Raw genomic sequence first — 21,688 nt, 5'->3', positions numbered from 1 at the left:
ACCCGGGGTTCCGGATGCCCGGGGTCGCCTTGTATAGCGCGCGCTTGGGCACCCCGTGTATGCGGGGGACGGACTGGTAGCCTGATCACTGGTCTACACGGTCGACGCCTTCGGCGGCCGCAAACGAGGAGTTCACCATTTCCACGGACGAGGCCGCATCGCGGCCGAACACCCCTGTCGGTACCTACGACCTCGTCGTCGTCTCTAACAGGCTCCCTGTCGACAAGGTGACCCGCGCCGACGGCAGCATCGAATGGCGCACGTCTCCGGGCGGCCTCGTGACCGCGCTCGAGCCGGTCATGAAGCGGGCCGACGGCGCATGGGTCGGATGGGCCGGCGTAGCCGATGACGAGTCGGAGCCCTTTGAGCACGATGACATCTCGATCGTCCCCGTGCCCCTCAGTGCTGCCGACATCGAGGAGTATTACGAGGGCTTCTCCAACGACACCCTGTGGCCGCTCTATCACGACGTGATCGCGCCCCCCACGTACCACCGTGAGTGGTGGGAATCGTATGTGCGCGTCAATCAGCGCTTCGCCGAGAAGGCCGCATCGGTCACCGCAACGGATGGCACGGTGTGGGTTCAGGACTATCAGCTGCAGCTCGTTCCCAAGATGCTGCGAGACCTGCGCCCGGATCTGACCATCGGCTTCTTCAATCACATTCCTTTTCCTGCATACGGCATCTTCTCCCAGTTGCCGTGGCGGGCCCAGATCATCGAGGGGCTCCTCGGAGCCGACCTCATCGGGTTCCAGCGCGCGGCCGACGCCGGCAACTTCACGCGGGCCGTGCGTCGTCTGCTCAGCTTCACAACGAAGGGCACAGCGATCGACGTGCCGATCGACGAGGAGATCTCGGAGGCGATCGAGCCGGCCCGGGTCTCCACGTCGAGGAAGGGCAGCCTGGTGCGCACCGTGAACGCCCGGCATTTTCCCATCTCTATCGACACGCAGAGCTTCGAAGACCTCGCCCGTCGTCCCGACATCCAGGCCAGGGCAAAGGAGATCCGCGCCGGTCTCGGAAATCCCAAGGTGGTCATGCTGGGCGTCGACAGGCTCGACTACACGAAGGGCATCGGCCATCGGCTCAAGGCCTTCGGTGAACTCCTCGCCGACGGCGCGGTGTCCGTCGAAGACGTGACGCTTGTGCAGGTCGCGAGTCCGAGCCGCGAACGCGTCGCGGCCTACCAGCAGCTGCGCGACGAGGTGGAGCTCACGGTCGGGCGCATCAACGGCGATTACTCGAGCATCAGCCACACCGCGATCAGCTACCTGCACCAGGGGTACCCGCGAGAAGAGATGGTGGCCCTCTACCTCGCCAGCGATGTGATGCTCGTGACCGCTCTTCGCGATGGAATGAATCTCGTCGCCAAGGAGTATGTGGCGAGCCGCTTCGACAACGACGGCGTTCTGGTCCTCAGCGAGTTCGCCGGCGCGGCCGACGAACTGAAGAGTGCTCTCCTCGTGAACCCGCACGACATCGACGGCCTCAAGGAATCGATTCTCGAGGCTATTCACATGACGAAGAGCGAACGCACGAAACGGATGCGCGTGCTGCGCAAACGGGTGCGCGACTACGACGTGTCGCGCTGGTCTACCGCCTTCCTGTCGACCCTGACCGATCCGAGCGGCACGCCCTCGTACGTCGCGACCAAGTGGGGAGCATCCGACCGATGAGCACTCCGTCGAGCACCGCAGGCCATGTCGGCGAGTCCGGCATCCAGCCCGATGAGACCGACGAACTGATCTCTCGCCTGCGCGAGCTGGCACGAACTGAGCGCCTGCTCGTCGCACTCGACTTCGACGGCACTCTCGCGCCAGAGGTCGACGTGCCGAGCCATGCCCGGGCGCTGCCCGAGGCTCGGAAGGCTCTCCTCGACCTGTTGAAGCTCGATTCCACGCGAGTAGCGCTCATCTCGGGTCGTGCGATGGAGAGCCTCGAACACGTGACCGACCTGCCCGACGACGTGCTCCTCGTGGGGTCGCACGGTGTCGAGATCCGGCTCGACAGCCCAACTCGCCTGACGCTCGATACACAGGAGCTGGCCCAGGTCGATGTGCTCAGCGATGTTCTCGAAGACGTGGCAGAACGGGTCGACGACGTGTGGATCGAATCGAAGCCAGCGGGCTTCGCGCTGCACACGCGTCTCGCATCCGAGGAGGGCAGTCGGCAGGCCCATCTGATGGCCCTGGCCGAGACGAAGTCCGAGATCGAGGGCCTCACGGTGCGCGAGGGCAAGAACGTGCTCGAGTTCTCGATCCGCTCGACCACGAAGGGCGAGGCGCTGCTGCACTTGAAGGAGTACACGAAGGCGACGGCCGTGCTCTATGCGGGCGACGACGTGACTGACGAAGACGCGTTCGCGGTGCTGCGCAGCGGCGACTTCGGGCTGAAGAGCGGCGCAGGCAAGACCATCGCCGAGTTCCGCGTCAGCGACGAAGCTGAGGTCGCGCAGGTGCTCGCGCTGCTCGCACAGTTCCGCGCGGAGGCGTGCACTTCCGCGCCGTGAGTGGTTCTAAACTCGTAACATGCCCGAAATAGACATGAAGCCGCGCAGTCGCGTCGTCACCGATGGAATCGAAGCCACCACCTCGCGCGGAATGCTTCGGGCCGTCGGCATGGGAGACGCCGACTGGGAGAAGCCGCAGATCGGTATCGCCAGCTCGTGGAACGAGATCACCCCCTGCAACCTGTCGCTCGACCGCCTCGCGCAGGGCGCCAAAGAGGGCGTGCACTCGGGCGGCGGCTACCCGCTTCAGTTCGGCACCATCTCCGTCTCCGACGGCATCTCGATGGGCCACGAGGGAATGCACTTCTCCCTCGTGTCGCGCGAGGTCATCGCCGACAGCGTCGAGGTCGTTATGCAGGCCGAGCGCCTCGACGGCTCAGTTCTTCTGGCCGGATGCGACAAGTCGCTGCCCGGCATGCTCATGGCCGCTGCTCGCCTCGACCTCGCCAGTGTCTTCCTCTATGCCGGCTCGATTGCGCCCGGCTGGGTGAAGCTCTCCGACGGCACCGAGAAGGACATCACGATCATCGACTCGTTCGAGGCGGTCGGTGGAGTGAAGGCCGGCACCATGAGCGAGGCGGACGCCAAACGCATCGAGTGCGCGTTCGCGCCGGGCGAGGGCGCGTGCGGCGGCATGTACACGGCGAACACCATGGCGAGCGTCGCCGAGGCCCTCGGTATGAGCCTGCCCGGTTCCGCCTCTCCCGCTTCTGCCGACCGTCGTCGCGACTACTACGCGCACCGCAGCGGCGAGGCCGTCGTCAACATGCTGCGCCTCGGAATCACGACCCGCGACATCCTCACCAAGCCGGCGTTCGAGAACGCCATCGCCGTGGCGATGGCTCTCGGAGGCTCGACCAACGTCATCCTGCACCTTCTCGCGATCGCCTACGAGGCCGAGGTCGACCTCACGATCGACGACTTCAACCGCATCGGCGACACCATTCCCCATCTCGCCGACATGAAGCCCTTCGGCAAGTACGTCATGAACGACATGGACCGCCACGGCGGCCTGCCGGTTCTGATGAAGGCCCTGCTCGACGCAGGTCTGCTGCACGGCGACGTGCTCACCGTTACCGGCAAGACGCTGGCCGAGAACCTGGCCGAGCTCGACATCCCCGAGCTCGACGGCAAGGTGCTGCGCACGCTCGACAACCCCATCCACCCCACGGGCGGCCTCACGGTGCTCAAGGGCTCGCTCGCCCCGGAGGGCGCGGTCGTCAAGACGGCCGGATTCGACGCCGCGGTCTTCGAAGGACCGGCGAAGGTCTTCGAGCGCGAACGCGCCGCGATGGATGCCCTGACGGAGGGTCTGATCAACCACGGAGACGTCGTGGTGATCCGCTACGAAGGCCCCAAGGGCGGCCCGGGAATGCGCGAGATGCTCGCCATCACGGCCGCCATCAAGGGAGCAGGCCTCGGCAAAGATGTACTACTATTGACCGACGGCAGATTCTCAGGCGGCACAACCGGACTGTGTATCGGCCACATAGCACCCGAAGCGGTGGACGCAGGTCCTATCGCCTTCGTGCGCGATGGTGATCTAATACGGGTCGATATCGCCGCTCGCTCCCTCGAGTTACTCGTCGAGGCCGATGAGCTTGCAGCCCGCCGAGACGGCTGGGCCCCTCTTCCCCCGCGCTATACCCGTGGCGTTCTGGCAAAGTACTCGAAGCTCGTGAAGTCGGCAGCGACCGGCGCGATCACGGGGTAGTACCGCGCTCCACCCTCATCACCGTTCGTCTGCTGCAGCGCAAGGCGACAAGCTGTGCAGGCACCAAGCTAGGAAAACAACATGCCCGTGGATCCATCTCCCGTGCCAAGCTCTCCGGCGATCCCCAAGCCGGCCACCTCCTCCGCTGGAGCGAACGCCCCTGAAGTGTTGACGGGTTCGGGCGCAATCCTGCGCTCGCTCGAGCACCTCGGGGTGAAAGACGTCTTCGGTCTTCCCGGCGGCGCCATCATTCCGTTCTACGACGAGCTCATGGCATCGACCGCTATCCGGCACATCCTCGTTCGGCACGAGCAGGGCGCGGGCCACGCCGCAGAAGGCTACGCCTCGTCGACCAACAAAGTCGGCGTCGCCATCGCGACGTCTGGCCCCGGCGCGACCAACCTGGTCACCGCCATCGCCGACGCCTACATGGACTCTGTTCCCGTGCTCATCATCACCGGACAGGTCTTCTCGACGCTGATGGGAACCGACGCGTTCCAGGAGGTCGACATCGTGGGAATCACGATGCCGATCACCAAGCACTCCTTCCTGGTCACCAAGCCGGAGGACGTTCCCGAGACCCTCGCGGCCGCGTATCACATCGCATCCACCGGCCGGCCGGGCCCCGTTCTCGTCGACATCACCAAAGACGCGCAGCAGAACTCGGCTCCATTCGTGTGGAACCCGAAGGTCGACCTCGCGGGCTACCGCCCGGTGACGAAGGCGCACGGCAAGCAGATCCAGGCTGCGGCTCAGCTCATCCTCGAGGCGAAGAAGCCCGTCTTCTACGTCGGCGGCGGAGTCATCCGGGCCCAGGCCTCGGCCGAACTCGCCGTCCTGGCTGAGGCGACCGGAACGCCCGTCGTCACGACGCTGATGGCTCGCGGCGCGTTCCCCGACTCGCACGAGCAGAACCTCGGCATGCCTGGCATGCACGGAACCGTGCCCGCCGTTCTCGCGCTGCAGGAGAGCGACCTCATCGTCGCCCTTGGGGCCCGATTCGACGACCGAGTCACGGGAAAGGTCAGCGAGTTCGCCCCCAACGCCAAGATCGTGCATGTCGACGTCGACCCCGCCGAGATCGGCAAGATCCGCGCGGCCGACGTTCCCATCGTGGGCGACGCGAAAGACGTGATCGCCGATCTCACCAAGGCGTTCGTGGCCACGGCCGCCGCCACGGAGATGCGACCCGACATCGACGAGTGGTGGGAGTACCTGCGCGGATTGCAGACCGAGTTCCCGCTCGGCTACGCCGAGCCCACCGACGGTCTGCTCTCGCCGCAGTATGTGATCAAGCGCATCGGCGAGCTGTCCGGACCCGAGGCGATCTATGCATCCGGCGTCGGCCAGCACCAGATGTGGGCCGCCCAGTTCATCAAGTACGAGCGGCCGAATTCGTGGCTCAACTCCGGCGGCGCCGGCACGATGGGCTACTCGGTTCCCGCAGCCATGGGAGCGAAGGTCGCCGAGCCCGATCGCCTCGTGTGGGCGATCGACGGTGACGGATGCTTCCAGATGACCAATCAGGAACTCGCGACCTGCACGATCAACAAGATTCCGATCAAGGTCGCGATCATCAACAACTCGTCGCTCGGCATGGTGCGGCAATGGCAGAGCCTGTTCTACGACGGGCGCCATTCGTTCACCGACCTCAACACCGGCCACGGCACGCAGATGGTGCCCGACTTCGTGAAGCTGGCAGACGCATACGGCGCTCTCGGAATCAGGGTCACTAAGGTCGAGGAGATCGACGCGGCGATCAAGCTCGCGATCGAGACCAACGACCGGCCGGTCGTGATCGACTTCATCGTGAGCCGAGACGCCATGGTATGGCCGATGGTTCCGCAGGGGGTCAGCAACTCGCTGATCGAACACGCACAGCAGATCGCCCCAGAGTGGGATGAGGAGTAGACCATGAGCCACCACGTTCTCTCCCTGCTCGTCGAAGACAAACCCGGTCTGCTCACGCGAGTCGCCGGCCTCTTCGCCCGCCGCGGATTCAACATCGAGAGCCTCGCCGTGGGCGCATCCGAGATCGAAGGACTCTCGCGCATCACGGTCGCCGTCGATGTCGAGGAGCTTCCCCTCGAGCAGGTCACCAAGCAGCTGAACAAGCTCGTCAACGTGATCAAGATCGTCGAGCTCGACCCCGACCAGTCGGTGCAGCGCGAACACCTGCTGGTCAAGGTGCGCGTCGACAACTCCACCCGGTCGCATGTGCTTGAGGCCGTAAATCTGTTCCGTGCCCGCGTCGTCGATGTATCGACCGACGCGCTGGTGATCGAGGTCACCGGCGACTCCGGCAAGACGAACGCGTTCCTGCGCGTCGTCGAGCCATACGGAATCAAGGAGCTCGCCCAGTCGGGCCTGCTTGCCATCGGACGCGGCTCGAAGAGCATCACTGAACGCGTCTTCAAGAATTAAAGACCCAAGAACTAGATCCACCACGGACTTCACCCACACAACAAGGAGCAGTAATAAAGTGACCGAAATCTTCTACGACAAAGACGCAGACCTGTCGCTCATCCAGGGCAAGAAGGTGGCCGTCGTCGGCTACGGCTCGCAGGGCCACGCTCACGCGCTCAACCTGCGCGACTCGGGCGTCGATGTCGTCATCGGCCTGAAAGAAGGATCGAAGTCGATCCCCAAGGCGCAGGAGGCCGGCTTCACGGTTCTCAGTGTCGCCGAGGCGACCGCGCAGTCCGACGTCATCGTGCTGCTCGCTCCCGACCAGTTCCAGCGCCACATCTACCGCGACGACATCGCACCCAGCCTGAAGCAGGGCGCGACCCTCGTCTTCGGCCACGGCTTCAACATCCGCTACGACTACATCCAGGCGCCGGATGGCGTCGACGTGATCCTCGTCGCCCCCAAGGGCCCTGGCCACACCGTGCGCCGCGAGTACGAGGCCGGCCGTGGCGTTCCCGTCATCGTCGCCGTCGAAAAGGATGCGTCGGGTTCTGCGTGGGACCTCGCCTGGTCGTACTCGCGTGCGATCGGCGGACTGCGTGCCGGTGGCATCAAGACCACGTTCACCGAAGAGACCGAGACCGACCTGTTCGGTGAGCAGGCCGTTCTCTGCGGTGGTGTCTCGCAGCTCGTGCAGTACGGCTTCGAAACCCTGACCGAGGCCGGCTACCAGCCGCAGATCGCTTACTTCGAGGTGCTGCACGAGCTCAAGCTCATCGTCGACCTCATGTGGGAGGGCGGCATCGCCAAGCAGCGTTGGAGCGTCTCCGACACGGCCGAGTACGGCGACTACGTGTCAGGCCCCCGCGTGATCACGCCCGACGTCAAGGAGAACATGAAGGCCGTTCTCGCCGACATTCAGAACGGCGCGTTCGCCAAGCGCTTCATCGACGACCAGGATGCGGGAGCCCCCGAGTTCCTTGCGCTGCGCGAGAAGGGTGCCCAGCACCCCATCGAGGCCACGGGCAAGGAGCTCCGCGCCCTCTTCGCGTGGAAGCAGCAGGACGCCGACTACACCGACGGCTCTGCCGCACGCTAGTCTCCTGGCTCTCGAATCGATGGCCGCCCCGACCGTGTCGGGGCGGCCATCGCCGTTCGCACGGGGTACCGCCGGTCTCGGCATGACCCTCGTTGTGCTGTACGTCGTCGTCGACGTCGTGCTGCAGTCGCTGCCGCCGCATTACAGCGTGATCTCGGATGCCGAGAGCAACCTCGCGGTCGGTGAGTTCGGTTGGGTCATGAATCTCAACTTCGTGAGCCGGGCGGTCATGACGCTGTGCGTCGTGCTCGTCGTGAGTCGCTCTGGTGCACCGTCGGCGCTGCGCCTCGTCGGGTGCGTTCTCCTTGGCTTAGCGGGCGCCTGCTCGGCGGCGCTGGTGTTTTTCCCGACCGATGTGAACGGCCCGGGGGAGTTCGGCATCGCCCCCACCACAGAGACCGGAGCGGTGCACGTCGCCTTCGCGACGACCGGCTTCCTGTGCGCGTTGACCGGCATGCTGCTGCTGGCGATCTGGATGCGCGGGGCGCCCCGATTCGCCGGCGTGCGGCGTGCGGCCAACGCATTCGTCGCCCTGGCCGCTACCGGACTCGTGCTGCTGTCAGTGTCGATCGCCTGGGTTCCGTCGATTCTCGGTCTCACCGAGCGCGTGTGCCTGGCGGGCATCCTGGGGTGGGCCTTCGTCGTGTGTTGGGGTGCACGCCGTGTCTCCCGCCGCGGAGGGCGCCCTCCCGTGCCCTGAGGTGCGCTGAGGTGCGGAGTATGGCCGCCTCGCGCGGTCCGGAGGCGGCCATACTCCGCACCTCGACGCAATCGGCTCTAGAAAGACTCCGCGCGACTCCGTGAGGTGTGGCGAATGGTCGTTCCCGGGCATCCGGAGGGGCTGTTTGCTGCACCTCGCGGCTGTCGGCCGCGTGACGCAGACGCTCCGGCCGTCAGCCGACCGTCTGCCTGGTGCGATGCCGGATGCCGGTGCTCCCGCTCGGCGCGGATATCCCGGCGCCGACGCTTCTGCGACACGCCGAGGCTGTTGACACGGCTCGTGTCTGCTGGCCATACTCGGATAAATGTTTGCGTAAACATCACTGAATTTACCTCAGTGTTTGCGTTAACACGATTGCGTCGGCGGCTCCCGCGAATGCCGGCATTTCCAACGGAGGAAAGGTCCATCTATGACAACGACGTCACCATTGAAGAGACGCGTGCTCGCAGCCACCACGGCCCTGGCTCTCGGCGCCCTGACACTGGGAGTGGGCGCGACCGCGGCGCCATCCGCCAGCGCCGCCGAATCCACAGCGATCACGATCACGCCGAACCCCGCCTACCAGGGCGAGTCCTTCGAGGGCTGGGGAACGAGCCTGGTCTGGTTCGCCAACGCCACCGGCGGCTACCCCGACAGCATGCGCCAGGAGCTGCTCGAGAAGGTCTTCGGCGAAGACGGCCTGAACCTGAACATCGCCCGCTACAACATCGGGGGCGGCAATGCCACCGATGTGCCGCCGTACCTGCGTGCCGGTGGTGCCGTCGAGGGGTGGTGGAACCCCGACCTTGCGACTCCGGCTGGCAGCCCCAAGGTCACGTCCACCTATGCCGATCGGGATGCCTACGCCGCGGCCTGGGACGCGAGCGATCCCGATTCCTACAACCTCGACGCCGACAAGACCCAGCGGTGGTGGGTGAGCGCACTGAAGAACAAGATCACCAAGTGGGAGGCCTTCAGCAACTCCCCGCCCTACTTCATGACCGAGAGCGGATACGTCTCTGGCGGCTTCAACTCCAGCGCGGAGCAAATCAAGCCGTCTGCGGTCGCCGACTTCGCCACGTACCTCAAGACCGCGGCCCAGGCCGTAGAGAAAGAGGAAGGCATCTCGTTCGACACGATCGAGCCCCTCAACGAGCCCAACACGAACTACTGGGGCACGAACATCGACTCCGCCACCGGATGGCCGAAGAAGGGCGGGCAGGAGGGTGCTCACGTCGGTCCCGCCATGCAGGACGCCGTCGTCAAGGCGCTGTCAGCGGAGCTGGCGAAGAGCGACACAACGACGAAAGCCACAATCGCCGCCATGGATGAGACGAACCCGGGCACCTTCGTGACGAACTGGAACGGCTGGACTCAGGAGGCGAAGGACTCGGTGTCGCAGCTGAATGTGCACACCTACGGCACATCCAATCGCATCAATGTGCGCGACATCGCGAAGACAGCCGATAAGCCGCTCTGGATGAGCGAGATCGAGGGCGACTGGGACGGCACGGGCGTGAACAACCAGACCAACATGAACAACGGCATCGGCATGGCCACCCGTGTTATGGACGACCTGCGCGAGCTGGAGCCCTCGGCCTGGGTGCTGTGGCAGCCGGTCGAGGACTACTACAACATGCAGAAGGTCGAGAAGCTGAACTGGGGCAGTGTGCTCATCGACTTCGACTGCGATGCCGACGGAAACTCTGTCCGTCGTCTGGCGGACGGTGACGCGGATCCGTCGTGCAAGATCGTCACCAACGCGAAGTACAACACGCTCCGCAACTTCACGCACTACATCCACCCGGGCGACCACATCATTCCCTCGACCAACGCCCAGACGACGTCGGCCGTGTCTGCAGACGGAACGGGGGTCACCCTGGTTCACGCCAACAGCGATTCGACGGCACGCACGATCACGGTCGACCTCTCGAAATTCGGAACCATCGCACCCGGTGCAACACTGACCCCGATCGTGACGACCGAATCTCCCGCCGACGACACGACGAAGAACGCTCTCATCCAGGGTGCCCCCGTCGCGATCGACTTCGCATCCAAGACGGCCGTCGTGACCGTTCCCGCAAAGTCCGTCAGCACCTTCGTGATCGACGGCGTCAGCGGCATCGCCCAGGGCGCCTCTCCTCTCGAAGACGGGCACACCTACCGCATCGTCGGCAAGCAGAGCGGCAAGGCGATCACGGCGAACACGAGCGCTGCCGCCGGCTCAACCCCGGGCGCGACGATCACGGCCCTGGCCATGACCACCGAAGCTGCCGGCCCGCAGGTCTGGACCGCCGAGAAGGTGACGAACGGCACCTCGAATGCGGAGCGCTACGTTCTGCGCAGCGCATCCGGTCTTGTGCTGGCAGCCAACAGCCAGGGAACGCTGCTCGTCGATTCGACGCGTGAGAACGCGGCGGCGACGCCATCCCAGCAATGGATTCTGACGACGACCGACGGCGCGACATGGAGCCTGGTGAATGCAGCCTCCCCACAGGCGCTCGAGGTGCCCGGCGCATCGACTGCCGAGGGTGCCCCTGTGAACGTGTACTCCTCGAACGGCGGCGCCAATCAGGCGTGGTCGTTCCAAGACACGAGACTCTCCGGCTTCGAGCCCGTCGCCGTGAGCACCATCGCGGGGATTCCCGCGAAGCTCCCCGCCACGGTGACGCCGCTCTACAACTCCGGGCCGGGGGCTCCGGTCGCGGTGACCTGGAACACGCAGGGCGTCGACTGGAACTCGGGCCCGCTGACCATCACGGGCTCCGGCACCGACCTCTTCGGCGCGGCATTCACCGATCTCGTGGCGACGGTCGAGGTCGGCGGATTCGCATCGACCGACCCCGTCTCCCTGACGAGCTACGCCGGGGTGTCGAGAGAGGCCGTCATTGCCGCGGCACCCGCGACGGTTCCGGCGCGAATCGGTCAGAGCAGCAACCGGTTCGACGCTGCCGTCTCGTGGGATTTCGACGCCGTCACCACCGAGAGCCTGGCGTCGGTCGGCGTCGTCACCGTTCCCGGCACGGCACAGTCGAATGACCCCTCTGCGCAGCCGCTCGCGGCCACGCTGTCTGTGATCCTGACGGAGCCCGGTGAGGTGAACGTGGCCCCGCTGCCGTCGACGACGGCACAGGCGACGTCGACGGAGTCCGGCTATCCCGTGGACAATACGCGCAACGACGTCACAAGCGACAAGGGCTGGTCGAACTGGCGAAGCGGAACGAAGTCGGCCTCGGACACACTGACCTACGACCTGGGCTCCTCGATGCCGCTGACTCATACGAAGGTCTACTTCTACAAAGACGGCGGAACCACGAGCTGGGCCTCGGAGATCGCGGTGCAGTACAAGGACGCCTCCGGTTCCTGGACGACGGTTCCCGGTTCTCCGACGGCGGTTGAGACGCCCGCCGACGGGTCTGCACCGGTCGTCGATGTACCCCTGTCTGGCATCTTGACAGCACAGCTGCGCGTGGTGCTCACGGCCTATCCGAACACGCACATGATCGTGTCGGAGGTGCAGATCTTCGCCCTGGCCCCGGGCGTGGCCTCCGTCTCGGATCTCGCGCGGCTCTCAGTGAACGGCACGGCCGTCGACGGCTTCGACGGTTCGACGCTGGAGTACGCCGTGCCCCTCTCGGGCTCGGCCCTGCCGGTCGTCACGGCCTCGCCTGTCGATACCGCGGCCACGGTCGAGATCATCCAGGCGACGGCTTCCGTGGGTCCGGATGCCGCGGCGAGCGTCACGGTCACGGCCGCCGACGGGGAGACGGTCTCGCGTTACAGCGTCACCTTCGTGCGCACGGCGACGGTGGCGCCCGTCATCCTGGGCGATGGCATCGTCGGATCCGAGCTCGTGGCGACCGCGACGTCGGACCCCGCGGATGCCGCTCTGTCGTACGCGTGGACGAAGAACGGTGAACGCATCGAGGGCGCAGACTCCGGGCGGTACACGCCGAGCGCGACCGATGTCGGCGCCTCCATCGGGGTGACGGCGACCGCTGTGGCCGAGGGGTACTCGACCGCCAGCGCCAACTCGAGAACCGTCGTCATCGCGGCTGCGGGTACGGGACAGCCCGGAACGGGTGAGCCCGGATCCGGTTCGGCGAAGCCGTCGGTGAACCTCTCCGATGCAGGGGGCGCTGGGGGCACGCTAGCCCGCACCGGGGTCGACGCGTCGTGGGCGCTCGCGCTGGGCGTGGGCGGCCTCCTCTTGGCGTTCGGGCTCGCGCTCACCGCGACGAGACGTCGGCGTAGCTCGCTGGTCGAGTAACGAGTAACGAGTAACGAGTAACGAGGAACGAGGAACGAGGAACGAGGAACGAGGAACGAGGAACGAGCGTATCGAGACACCGCCGATGGTGGTCTCGATACGCCGGCTCCGCAGTCGGAGCGGCGACTCGACCAGCGCAGTTGTGCGGGAATCGGTGCGGCGGTTCGCCTGTTGAGAGGATCATGGACTCCGTGACCACATCTTCCACCTCTGCCGCCGAAGCCGACTTCCTCCGATTCCGACAGGCACGCCACCGTTATGTGACCTCGCCGCAGGGGCCGCTCGCCCTCGTCAGCACGACCGAGATCGACTCCGAGCGCGAGATCGACGGCGTGCCCGGCCTGTGGGCGCCGATCCCGACCGGCGGGGGCGTGCGAGTGACCGCGGTCGCGACCGACGGCATCCGGGTGGATGGCGACCTGGTCGACGGCACCGTCGACATCGCTGGGTCAGACACGGTCGTTCCGTCGACCCTCGCCTTCGGCGGGGGAGTGACCGGCACGGTCTACCCCGGGGTCGAGGGCCACTACATCGTGCGCGTTTGGGATCCGGCGAACCCCAAGGCCGAGAACTTCGACCGCATCTCCGCCTACGACTTCACACCGGAGTGGGTTCTCGAGGGAACGTTCACGCCTACCGAGAAGCGCGCCATCGGCATCGAGCACATCAAAGACGACGGGCGCCTGCGCGACGAGGTTCTTCCCGGCGACATCGACGTGGTCATCGGCGGACAGTCCCGCACGCTGGCGGCCTTCGAAGACGAGGGAAAGTTGTTGCTCGTCTTCCAAGACCTCACCACCGGTGACGAGACCTACGACGTGGGGCGCTTTCTCGCCGTGCGTCCTCGCCGCGACGGAACCGTCGAGCTCGACTTCAACCGCGCCTACATCCCGCCGTGCGGATTCTCGGACTGGTTCAACTGCCCGATGCCTCCGCAGCAGAATCGCTTCGTGTTCCCAGTCGACGCGGGGGAGAAGCGCGTTCTCTCGGTTTAGCGGCTGCCCCGAGCAGCTAACCTTGCCTACATGACGACGAGCCGCGATGATGATGCGCTGAGCTGGGCCGGCGATGACGACCCGACGCTGACCCCGCCCATCCAGGCCGGTACGGCTGGTGCCGCCGGTACGGCTGGTGCCGAGAAGACCGAGCGGGCAGAGGCGCCGACCGTTCTCGAGCAGGCAGAGCTGGCCGAAGACGCCGAGGTCGAGGCCGAACTGGCTGCGGCAGAGAAGGCCTCGGCGCAGCTGAGTTCGGCGGCCCTAATCACGCTCGGAATCCTCGGCGGTGTCTACCTGCTCTACACGATCGGCTGGGGCATCGTCGTGGCCCGCACGACCGTCACTTTCTTTCCGCTCGACAGCCTCTTTCTCGAGATCTGCTTCCGTATCGGCCAGTTCCTCTCGATCGCAGCTGCGCCGCTGTGGTTCGTGTCCACCCTGCTGCTGACGCAGAAGAGAACCTGGCGATCCCGCCTCGGCTGGCTGCTGCTCGGAGTCTTCGTGCTCGTGCCCTGGCCCTTCATTCAGGGAGCATAGGACCTCGCCATGACCAAGAACACCTCTGCAACTCCGAACTCCGCCGCCGCACGATCGACCTTTCGCGATCTCAGCTTCTCGAAGAAGCTCGGCTGGGGCATCGCTCTGCTCTTCGCGCTGATCTCCGCCATCTGGGTCTGGGTCGGAGTTGCCAACCTCTTCGAGGCGATCGCCACCTTCGGCCTCGGTCTCTCCGGCGTCTCGTGGCTGGTCTTCGTTGGTTCGATCGCCGCGCCGATCGTCACCTACGCGCTCGGGTTCCTCGTCGGGTGGAGACTGCCGGCGTGGGCGAAAGCTGTTGTCTTCCTCGTCGCCCTCGCTGTCGCGATGGTGATCAAGGCCGATCTCGAGTCGTTGCTTCTCGGCGGGCTCTAGGCGGTAACGCCCACCCACACGATCAGCGCAGCCAGCACTATTTGGCCTGCGAGTCGTGGCCAGAACGGGATGGCGACGGCACCGAAACGCTCGCGATTCGCGGCCGCATAAGCGTTGGCAGGAAAGACGGCGGCAAGGAACACGACCAGCGCGATTGCGGCGGCGAGGCGAGTCTGCGGCACGAGCAGCCCGATGCCGCCCGCGATCTCGCAGACGCCCGTGAGGTAGACCAGGTTCAGTGGGTTGAGCGCGCCCTCGCGGCGCAGAATCGGCGGAATCATCTTGGACATCACCCGCGCCGACTTCGGCACGAAGTGATTGATGCCCATGCCGATGAAGACCACGGCTATCGCGATGCGCAGGATCGTCACTATTACGGTCAGAGTCGCATCGGTCATCACCCCATTGTGCCTGCCTCTAATATGGTTTCTGGCCGCGCTGTCTCGCGGAAATCCTCTTTACAGAGCCAAACCGAAGGATCCGCTCCGTGTCGAAACCGGTTGTCTTGATCGCCGAAGAACTGTCGCCCGCCACCGTCGAGGCCCTCGGCCTCGACTTCGATGTGGTGAACGTCGATGGAACGGATCGACCGGCGCTGCTCGCCGCGCTCGCCGACGCAGACGCGATTCTCGTGCGTTCCGCCACGAAGGTCGACGCTGAAGCCATCGCAGCGGCCCGCAAGCTCAAGGTTGTGGCCCGTGCGGGTGTGGGTCTCGACAACGTCGACATCAAGGCGGCCACGGCAGCCGGGGTCATGGTGGTCAACGCGCCCACCTCGAACATCATCTCGGCCGCCGAGCTCACCGTCGGTCACATCCTGAGCCTCGCCCGCCACATCCCGGCCGCACACGCGGCCCTGGCCGACGGCAAATGGAAGCGCAGCGCCTACACCGGCGTCGAGCTCTACGAGAAGACGATCGGAATCATCGGTCTCGGCCGCATCGGCGCGCTGATCACAGCCCGCATGCAGGCGTTCGGCACCAATGTCGTGGCCTACGACCCCTATGTCACCTCGGCGCGCGCCCAGCAGCTGGGCGTCACGCTGCTCAGCCTCGACGAGCTGCTCGCGCAGAGCGACTTCATCACCATCCACATGCCGAAGACCCCCGAGACCACCGGCATGATCAGCGACGAGCAGCTGGCGCTGATGAAGCCCACCTCGTTCATCGTCAACGTGGCCCGCGGTGGGCTCATCGATGAGGATGCGCTCTACCGCGCCCTCACGGCAGGCACCATCGCGGGGGCCGGACTCGACGTCTTCGTCAGCGAGCCGCCCACCGACTCGCCGTTGCTCGCCCTGCCCAACGTTGTGGTCACGCCCCACCTGGGCGCATCCACCGACGAGGCGCAGGAGAAGGCCGGTGTCTCCGTGGCCAAGTCGGTTCGCCTGGCCCTGTCGGGCGAGCTGGTTCCGGATGCCGTCAACGTCGCCGGCGGAGTCATCGACCCGACGGTGCGACCCGGTATCCCCCTGGTCGAGAAGCTCGGCCAGGTGTTCTCGGGCCTCGCGCACAGCCCACTCACCAGCGTCGACGTCATCGTGCGCGGCGAGATCGTCGACTTCGACGTGAGCGTTCTCAAGCTGGCCGCACTCAAGGGCATCTTCACGAACGTCGTCAGCGAGACGGTCTCCTATGTCAATGCGCCTCTGCTCGCCGAGCAGCGCGGCGTGACGACGCGCCTGATCACCGAGTCGGTGTCAGAGGAGTACCGCAACCTCATCACGCTCGAGGGCGCGCTGAGCGACGGATCGCAGATCTCGGTGTCGGGAACTCTGACCGGCACGAAGCAGATCGAGAAGATCGTCGAGATCAACGGCTACGACGTTGAGGTTCCCTTCGCAGAACACCTCATCGTCATGACCTACGACGACCGCCCCGGCATCGTCGCGATCTACGGCAAGGAGTTCGGCGACGCCAACATCAACATCGCCGGAATGCAGATCGCGCGTCACGTGGCCGGCGGCAAGGCGCTCAGCGTGCTGACCGTCGACTCGCCGGCGCCCGAAGAGCTGCTCGAGAAGCTGCGCACGGCCATCGATGCCGATTCGCTGCAGGAGATCGACCTCACGGAGTGACCGTTCGCTGAGCCTGTCGAAGCGAGCCCGCGGCCCTTCGACAGGCTCAGGGAATGACGTGCTCAGTGCCCCGCGCGCTGCGCCGTGACCTCGGTGATCAGATCGACGAGGTCGTCGATGTCCGAAGCCGAGAGTTCGGCCGTTTCCGGTGTCGATGATCCGGGTAGAAAAGCAGACCCATACGCGAGGCCGTCGCTGATGAGCATGATCGCGCGCGAGAGCACCGGGTCGCCCGTGCTCTCGAGAACGATGCCGTACCAGGCGTCGTTGGCGGCGCGCAGAGCGTCGCGGGCCGTCGAGTTCGACGCCTGAGCCAGGCGAGACGTGGCGACGAGCGCCTTGTCGAGGGCGCTGCCCGTGGCCATTGATGTGCGGATCAGGTGAGCCACAGGCCCCGACGGCGACGACCGGATGGCCGCGACATCGCGCTCCACCAGGGTGGCCAGGCGCTCGAGCACGCCCTCGATCAGGGCCTCTTTTGAGCCGAAGTGGTAAAGCAGGCCGCCCTTGGATACCCCTGCGGCGGCGGCGACAGCGTCGAGGGTAGCGGCCCGTTCGCCGTTCTCGCCGAGCAGCTCTGCGAAGGCGTCGATGATTCGATCGCGCGTGGACGCCGAGGCGGGCGCGGCGGTGTCGATCGGCGGGTTCTCTGGGGTGTCGGGCATCGCTTCGATGGTAGCCGCCCCGGCGCCGTCGAGCAGCACCCGACACAACCTCACGGCCCTGCTCGGGAATAGAGAGCCAGGTTCGCTCGTTGTGGACATTGTCACTGTACCGGCTGGACGGTATAGTGGAATCCGCACCACTTCTCGAATCGAAACGAAGAACTCCGATCATGGCCCTCCTCACCACCCCCACAGCCGCCCAGCGAGCCGTCGACGCGCGGCCGCCCCGCGCATCCGTTCGCAATTGGTTCGCACTGGCCGTTCTTATGCTGCCCGTGCTCATCTCGAGCGTCGACAACACCGTGCTGAGCTTCGCCTTGCCCGTGATCTCCGAGTCGCTTCGCCCGTCGGCTGCGGCCCAGCTCTGGATCATCGACGCCTACCCGCTGGTGCTCGCGGGACTTCTCGTCGCGATGGGAAGCCTCGGCGACCGGTGGGGTCGTCGTCGCCTGCTACTGATCGGCGCCACGGGGTTCGCGCTCGTGTCGATCGTGGCCGCTTTCGCCCCCACGGCCGAACTGCTGATTCTCGCGCGGGTTGGCCTGGGCTTCTTCGGCGCCATGCTCATGCCGTCGACGCTCTCATTGCTGCGCAGCATCTTCCTCGACCGCGAGCAGCGTCGACTCGCCATCGCGATCTGGGCAGCCGGATTCGCCGCAGGATCGGCGCTCGGCCCGATCGTCGGTGGGATCCTGCTCGAGCACTTCTGGTGGGGCTCAGTCTTCCTCATCGCCGTGCCCGTGCTCATTCCCCTTCTCGTGTTCGCGCCGCTGCTGGTTCCCGAGTCGCGCGATCCGAACCCCGGCCGCATCGACCTCCTCAGCATCGGCCTCACGATGGTCACGCTCGTGCCGCTCGTCTTCGCCGTCAAGGAGTTCGCGACGCACGGCTTCGAGTGGTCGCAGATTCTGCTCGTGCTCATCGGCGCGACGGCAGGAATCCTCTTTGTGCGACGTCAGCTTTCTCGAGAGAATCCGATGCTCGACATGAGGCTGTTTCGTCGCGGAGTATTCACCGGAGCCGTGCTGATCAACCTCGTGAGCGTCTTCTCGCTTGTGGGCTTTCTCTTCTTTGTCTCGCAGCACCTGCAGTTGGTTCTTCGGTTGAGCCCGCTCGATGCCGCGTTCGCCCTGGTGCCCGGGCTCATCGTCATGATCGTCGCCGGGCTCGTAGTCGTGCCGATCGTGCGCCTCATCAGGCCGAGCTTCGTCGTCGCCACGGGACTCGCGCTGGCCGGCACGGCCTACGCGATCATCATGGTCACGGGCCAGGAGGCGACCGAGGCCACGCTGGCGATCGCCTTCGCGGTGCTCGGCCTCGGAATCGGCGCTGCCGAGACGATCTCGAACGACCTCATCATCTCGTCCGTGCCCGCCGACAAGGCCGGTGCGGCATCCGGAGTGTCAGAAACCTCGTACGAGCTCGGAGCGGTGCTTGGCACAGCAGTGCTGGGAAGCATCCTGACCGCGGCCTACCGGGGTGGCGTCAGTCTGCCGGCCGGGCTCAGCTCACAGGATGCCGACACGGCGCGAGAGACGCTCGGTGGGGCCGTCTCAGTGGCCGAGTCGATCGGTGGCCCGGCGGGAGCCAACCTGCTCGAGTCGGCTCGAACCTCGTTCGACAGCGGCGTGGTTTTGACCTCGGGAATCGGTGTCGGCCTGATGGCGCTGGCAATCGTGCTGGCGCTGGTCTCGCTGCGAAACACGCGTTCCTAGTTGAGTGATCTGTCTCGTCAACGGCCCGATAGAGCTGTCAGGCGCGACTCGACGGCCTGATTCAGCGTCGCTCTATCGCTGTCGTCGAGCCAGGCTGCCGTCACCGCGTTGCGCGTGAAGCCCGCGAACTCGGTCAGGCCGTAGCCGAGGGCACGGGCCAACGCCCGGAAGTCGTTGACAGCGTCGGTGCCGAACATCGGCGGATCGTCGGAGTCGATCGTGATGCGGAGGCCCGCGTCGACCATCTGCGCGATCCGCCGGTGCGAGCCGTCGCCACTTCCGGAGTACCGGCCGATGTCCGAGCTCACGGGAGTGCAGGTGAAGGTGATTCCCTCCTCTACGCACCGCGCTGTGATCCGGGCGTCGTCGACGACGTGGTAGCCGTGGTCGATGCGCTCGCCACCGAGCTCGTCGAGGATGACCTCGATGTTCGCGGGTGGACCGCTCTCGGAGTGCGCGGTGCGGTGAAGACCCGACCGACCGGCGAGCCGGAAGGCGTCGACGAAGCGCGCCGGCGGTCCGATCAGCTCGGAATAGTCGAGCCCGATGCCCACGACCTCGTCGATGCGGTGCTCGATCACCTGTTCGACCAGCTCGACGGCGGCCGATGCGGAGTCGTTGCGGTTGAGGCCGATCACCATTCGACTGGTGATGCCCGTCTCGGCCTCCGCCTCGCGCATGCCCGCCAGTACGCCATCGATGATCGTGCGATACGGCACGCCGGGGTGCCCCGGCGGGCTGAGGAAGATCTCGCGGTGCACAACGCCGAGCGCTGCCCCTCCGTCGGTCAAGGTCTCGAAGGCGACTCGGCGAAAGTCGTCTGCGTCGCGCATGACGGAACCGGCGACGTCGAGTACACGCAGGAATTCGTTGAGATCCTCGTAGGAACCGTGGTCGTACAGCGACTCCGCATCGTGACCGCCGTCGAGGACCACGTCGTGCTTGCGAGCGAGATCGAGCACGGTCTGGGCCGAGACGGCACCGATCAGGTGGTTGTGCAGCGAGACCTTGGGCAGTGCGAGGAGGAGTGCCTCTGTGGCGCTGTCGAGGGGATCGTCCATAGCCTCATGCACCACTCTGGGCGCCGCGGACGGCTCGAGCAGGGTGCCACTCAGGCACGTCGGGCTCTCCGGTCAGCATGCTGCGGAGAGTGCCTGAGCGCGCGACGTCGGGCAGCAGCCCCCGCTCTCGCAGAACAGGCATCAGCTGCTCGACGAAGTCGCGATAGCCTTCGTAGCCGCCGTACCAGTTCTCGACGAGGAACCCGTCGATGTCCGTCTCCTCGACGAGGGCCTCGACCTCGGCTGCGATCGACTCGACAGTGCCGGTGAAGCGCATGCCGCCGAAGGTTGAGGCGAGCGAGTCGAGGATTTCGCCGACCGTTGGGCTCGTGCCATTCGGATTCCGCCACATGTCGATCATTGTGTGGCCCACTTCGGTCGAGACGGAGTCGAGCGTGGCATCGGGGTCGAGGGCGCCGAGGTCGACTCCTGACCAGCCGAGGAACAGGGCTGCGGTCGCCTCCCTGGTGGGGGTGGCGTTGAGCTCCGCCCGCAACCGCTGCGCCTCGTCCACCGTGTCGGCGATGACGAAGCTCGCACCGTTGATGATCTTGACGGAGTCGGCCGGCCGGCCGGCCGCAACGGCCTGGGCTCGCAGGCGAGCGACGGTCGCTGCGAGTCGCGCGGCTTCCCTGTCCTGCGTGAATACGCACTCGGCGTAGCGCGCGGCGAATGCGGTGCCGGCAGCTGAGGTTCCCGCCTGGAACAGGGTAGGGGTGCGCTGCGGAGACGGCGTCGCGGGGAAGTACCCGTCGAACCGGAAGTATTTTCCGTCGTGCTCGATGCGGTGAACCTTTGCGGGATCGGAGAACGTGCGGGTCGCCTTGTCGGCGAGCACCGCCCCCTCGTCCCAGGCCTCCTCCCAGAGTCGCAGCGACAGGTCGACGAACTCGGTCGCGCGGGCGTAGCGCTCGTCGTGCGGCGTGACATCCGTCTGACCGAGCAGTCGCACGAGGGCCTGCTGGTTGTCGCTGGTCACGATGTTCCAGCCCATGCGTCCGCCGGTGAGGTGGTCGAGGGTGGTGAAGGTCCGGGCGTTGAGCAGGGGGTGCTGGGCGGTCGTCGACGCCGTTGCGACGAAGCCGATGCGCGGGGCGGCGGTGGCGAGTCCGGAGATCAGCGCGAGAGGATCGTGCACGGGGAATTGAACGGCGTCGCGGATGACGGCCTCGGGCACCTGGCCCGCGTCGTTCATGGGGTAGCCGATCGCCTCAGCCAGAAAGAAGAAGTCGAATCCGGCCGCGTCCATGCGGGCAGCCAAATCCTGCCAGAACTCCAGCGTCGCGAACGCGCTGGTGTCTCCCCGCTCGTGATGCCACGCGTTTGCGATGAAGTTCGGAGTGAACTCCTCGAACGCCCCGAGGACGAGCTGCTTGACCATGCGTTCTCCCTGTCGAATGTGCCGCCACCCGGTCTGGGTGATATCTCAGAGCGATCATTGCATGCGGTGTCTGCAGTCGACAAGCGGCGCAACGACGCCTTGATGGAGGCTTCGCGGCATGTCGCGATAACTGTTACACATCGTTCTCGGCGACGTAACGCACGCGAAACGTAGCGGC

General features: G+C 65.8%; 17 protein-coding genes. 13 read left to right on the top strand and 4 right to left on the bottom strand.

The features are described 5' to 3' along the window. The first annotated feature begins 137 nt into the window (after window positions 1-137). The 11 genes from otsA (at window position 138) to TZ00_RS12955 (ending at window position 14,611) form a co-directional block, all read left to right on the top strand. Window positions 138-1,676, top strand: coding sequence for an alpha,alpha-trehalose-phosphate synthase (UDP-forming) (otsA, locus tag TZ00_RS13005; RefSeq protein WP_044442271.1), 1,539 nt, complete (start codon window positions 138-140; stop codon window positions 1,674-1,676). Continuing rightward, window positions 1,673-2,509: a trehalose-phosphatase gene (otsB, locus tag TZ00_RS13000; RefSeq protein ID WP_052521555.1), complete on the top strand. Its 837-nt coding sequence runs from the start codon at window positions 1,673-1,675 to the stop codon at window positions 2,507-2,509. Before otsA ends, otsB begins: the two co-directional genes overlap by 4 nt. Window positions 2,510-2,528: 19 nt before the next feature. Beyond that, the gene (gene ilvD / locus TZ00_RS12995; RefSeq protein WP_044442268.1) at window positions 2,529-4,223 is read left to right on the top strand and encodes a dihydroxy-acid dehydratase; all 1,695 of its coding nucleotides are present in this window, start codon (window positions 2,529-2,531) and stop codon (window positions 4,221-4,223) included. An 81-nt stretch (window positions 4,224-4,304) separates the two neighbouring features. Next, window positions 4,305-6,134, top strand: a complete 1,830-nt coding sequence (locus TZ00_RS12990; protein ID WP_044442266.1) for an acetolactate synthase large subunit — start codon at window positions 4,305-4,307, stop codon at window positions 6,132-6,134. Between the two features lie 3 nt (window positions 6,135-6,137). Continuing rightward, window positions 6,138-6,647 carry an acetolactate synthase small subunit gene (gene ilvN / locus TZ00_RS12985; RefSeq protein ID WP_044442265.1) on the top strand — a complete coding sequence of 170 codons (510 nt, stop codon included), beginning with the start codon at window positions 6,138-6,140 and terminating at the stop codon, window positions 6,645-6,647. A 58-nt stretch (window positions 6,648-6,705) separates the two neighbouring features. Beyond that, entirely contained in the window at window positions 6,706-7,731 is a 1,026-nt protein-coding gene (ilvC, locus tag TZ00_RS12980; protein ID WP_044442264.1) for a ketol-acid reductoisomerase, read from the top strand. A 19-nt stretch (window positions 7,732-7,750) separates the two neighbouring features. Continuing rightward, window positions 7,751-8,431: a DUF998 domain-containing protein gene (locus TZ00_RS12975; protein ID WP_044442262.1), complete on the top strand. Its 681-nt coding sequence runs from the start codon at window positions 7,751-7,753 to the stop codon at window positions 8,429-8,431. A gap of 430 nt (window positions 8,432-8,861) precedes the next feature. Then, window positions 8,862-12,701 carry an RICIN domain-containing protein gene (locus tag TZ00_RS19360; RefSeq protein ID WP_084606090.1) on the top strand — a complete coding sequence of 1,280 codons (3,840 nt, stop codon included), beginning with the start codon at window positions 8,862-8,864 and terminating at the stop codon, window positions 12,699-12,701. A gap of 191 nt (window positions 12,702-12,892) precedes the next feature. After that, window positions 12,893-13,696, top strand: coding sequence for a DUF1684 domain-containing protein (locus tag TZ00_RS12965; RefSeq protein WP_238579684.1), 804 nt, complete (start codon window positions 12,893-12,895; stop codon window positions 13,694-13,696). A gap of 30 nt (window positions 13,697-13,726) precedes the next feature. Next, window positions 13,727-14,236 carry a hypothetical protein gene (locus tag TZ00_RS12960; RefSeq protein WP_052521554.1) on the top strand — a complete coding sequence of 170 codons (510 nt, stop codon included), beginning with the start codon at window positions 13,727-13,729 and terminating at the stop codon, window positions 14,234-14,236. Between the two features lie 9 nt (window positions 14,237-14,245). Next, window positions 14,246-14,611, top strand: coding sequence for a hypothetical protein (locus tag TZ00_RS12955; RefSeq protein ID WP_044442258.1), 366 nt, complete (start codon window positions 14,246-14,248; stop codon window positions 14,609-14,611). Here the strand turns inward: TZ00_RS12955 and TZ00_RS12950 are convergent. After that, the gene (locus TZ00_RS12950) at window positions 14,608-15,009 is read right to left on the bottom strand and encodes a DoxX family protein (protein WP_044442257.1); all 402 of its coding nucleotides are present in this window, start codon (window positions 15,007-15,009) and stop codon (window positions 14,608-14,610) included. The genes TZ00_RS12955 and TZ00_RS12950 overlap by 4 nt on opposite strands. A gap of 89 nt (window positions 15,010-15,098) precedes the next feature. Between TZ00_RS12950 and serA the strand changes: the two genes are divergently transcribed. Continuing rightward, a complete protein-coding gene (gene serA / locus TZ00_RS12945; RefSeq protein ID WP_044442256.1) occupies window positions 15,099-16,688 on the top strand; it encodes a phosphoglycerate dehydrogenase in 1,590 nt (529 codons plus the stop codon). A 62-nt stretch (window positions 16,689-16,750) separates the two neighbouring features. Here the strand turns inward: serA and TZ00_RS12940 are convergent, their stop codons facing one another. Then, complete coding sequence (locus tag TZ00_RS12940) at window positions 16,751-17,353, bottom strand: TetR/AcrR family transcriptional regulator (RefSeq protein WP_044442378.1); 603 nt, start codon at window positions 17,351-17,353, stop codon at window positions 16,751-16,753. Window positions 17,354-17,523: 170 nt separating this feature from the next. Between TZ00_RS12940 and TZ00_RS12935 the strand changes: the two genes are divergently transcribed. Next, window positions 17,524-19,068 carry an MFS transporter gene (locus TZ00_RS12935; protein WP_044442254.1) on the top strand — a complete coding sequence of 515 codons (1,545 nt, stop codon included), beginning with the start codon at window positions 17,524-17,526 and terminating at the stop codon, window positions 19,066-19,068. Between the two features lie 17 nt (window positions 19,069-19,085). Here TZ00_RS12935 and add read toward each other — a convergent pair whose 3' ends face one another. Continuing rightward, the gene (add, locus tag TZ00_RS12930) at window positions 19,086-20,129 is read right to left on the bottom strand and encodes an adenosine deaminase (protein WP_044442253.1); all 1,044 of its coding nucleotides are present in this window, start codon (window positions 20,127-20,129) and stop codon (window positions 19,086-19,088) included. A gap of 4 nt (window positions 20,130-20,133) precedes the next feature. Further along, window positions 20,134-21,510 (bottom strand): NtaA/DmoA family FMN-dependent monooxygenase, encoded by a 1,377-nt coding sequence (locus TZ00_RS12925; RefSeq protein ID WP_052521553.1) that lies wholly within the window; start codon window positions 21,508-21,510, stop codon window positions 20,134-20,136. Window positions 21,511-21,688 lie beyond the last annotated feature (178 nt).

Origin of the sequence: Agreia bicolorata (genome assembly GCF_000938265.1) — a bacterium.
Classification (GTDB): domain Bacteria; phylum Actinomycetota; class Actinomycetes; order Actinomycetales; family Microbacteriaceae; genus Agreia; species Agreia bicolorata.
This window is presented reverse-complemented; position numbering and strand designations above follow the sequence as displayed.

Coding starts and splice junctions, on each gene's coding strand:
- TZ00_RS12940 (WP_044442378.1), bottom strand. CDS start 17,353: ATGCCCGACACCCCAGAGAACCCGCCGATCGACACCGCCGCGCCCGCC.
- TZ00_RS12975 (WP_044442262.1), top strand. CDS start 7,751: ATGGCCGCCCCGACCGTGTCGGGGCGGCCATCGCCGTTCGCACGGGGT.
- TZ00_RS19360 (WP_084606090.1), top strand. CDS start 8,862: ATGACAACGACGTCACCATTGAAGAGACGCGTGCTCGCAGCCACCACG.
- TZ00_RS12950 (WP_044442257.1), bottom strand. CDS start 15,009: ATGACCGATGCGACTCTGACCGTAATAGTGACGATCCTGCGCATCGCG.
- TZ00_RS12990 (WP_044442266.1), top strand. CDS start 4,305: ATGCCCGTGGATCCATCTCCCGTGCCAAGCTCTCCGGCGATCCCCAAG.
- ilvD (WP_044442268.1), top strand. CDS start 2,529: ATGCCCGAAATAGACATGAAGCCGCGCAGTCGCGTCGTCACCGATGGA.
- TZ00_RS12935 (WP_044442254.1), top strand. CDS start 17,524: ATGGCCCTCCTCACCACCCCCACAGCCGCCCAGCGAGCCGTCGACGCG.
- ilvN (WP_044442265.1), top strand. CDS start 6,138: ATGAGCCACCACGTTCTCTCCCTGCTCGTCGAAGACAAACCCGGTCTG.
- TZ00_RS12925 (WP_052521553.1), bottom strand. CDS start 21,510: ATGGTCAAGCAGCTCGTCCTCGGGGCGTTCGAGGAGTTCACTCCGAAC.
- TZ00_RS12955 (WP_044442258.1), top strand. CDS start 14,246: ATGACCAAGAACACCTCTGCAACTCCGAACTCCGCCGCCGCACGATCG.
- add (WP_044442253.1), bottom strand. CDS start 20,129: ATGGACGATCCCCTCGACAGCGCCACAGAGGCACTCCTCCTCGCACTG.
- TZ00_RS12960 (WP_052521554.1), top strand. CDS start 13,727: ATGACGACGAGCCGCGATGATGATGCGCTGAGCTGGGCCGGCGATGAC.
- otsB (WP_052521555.1), top strand. CDS start 1,673: ATGAGCACTCCGTCGAGCACCGCAGGCCATGTCGGCGAGTCCGGCATC.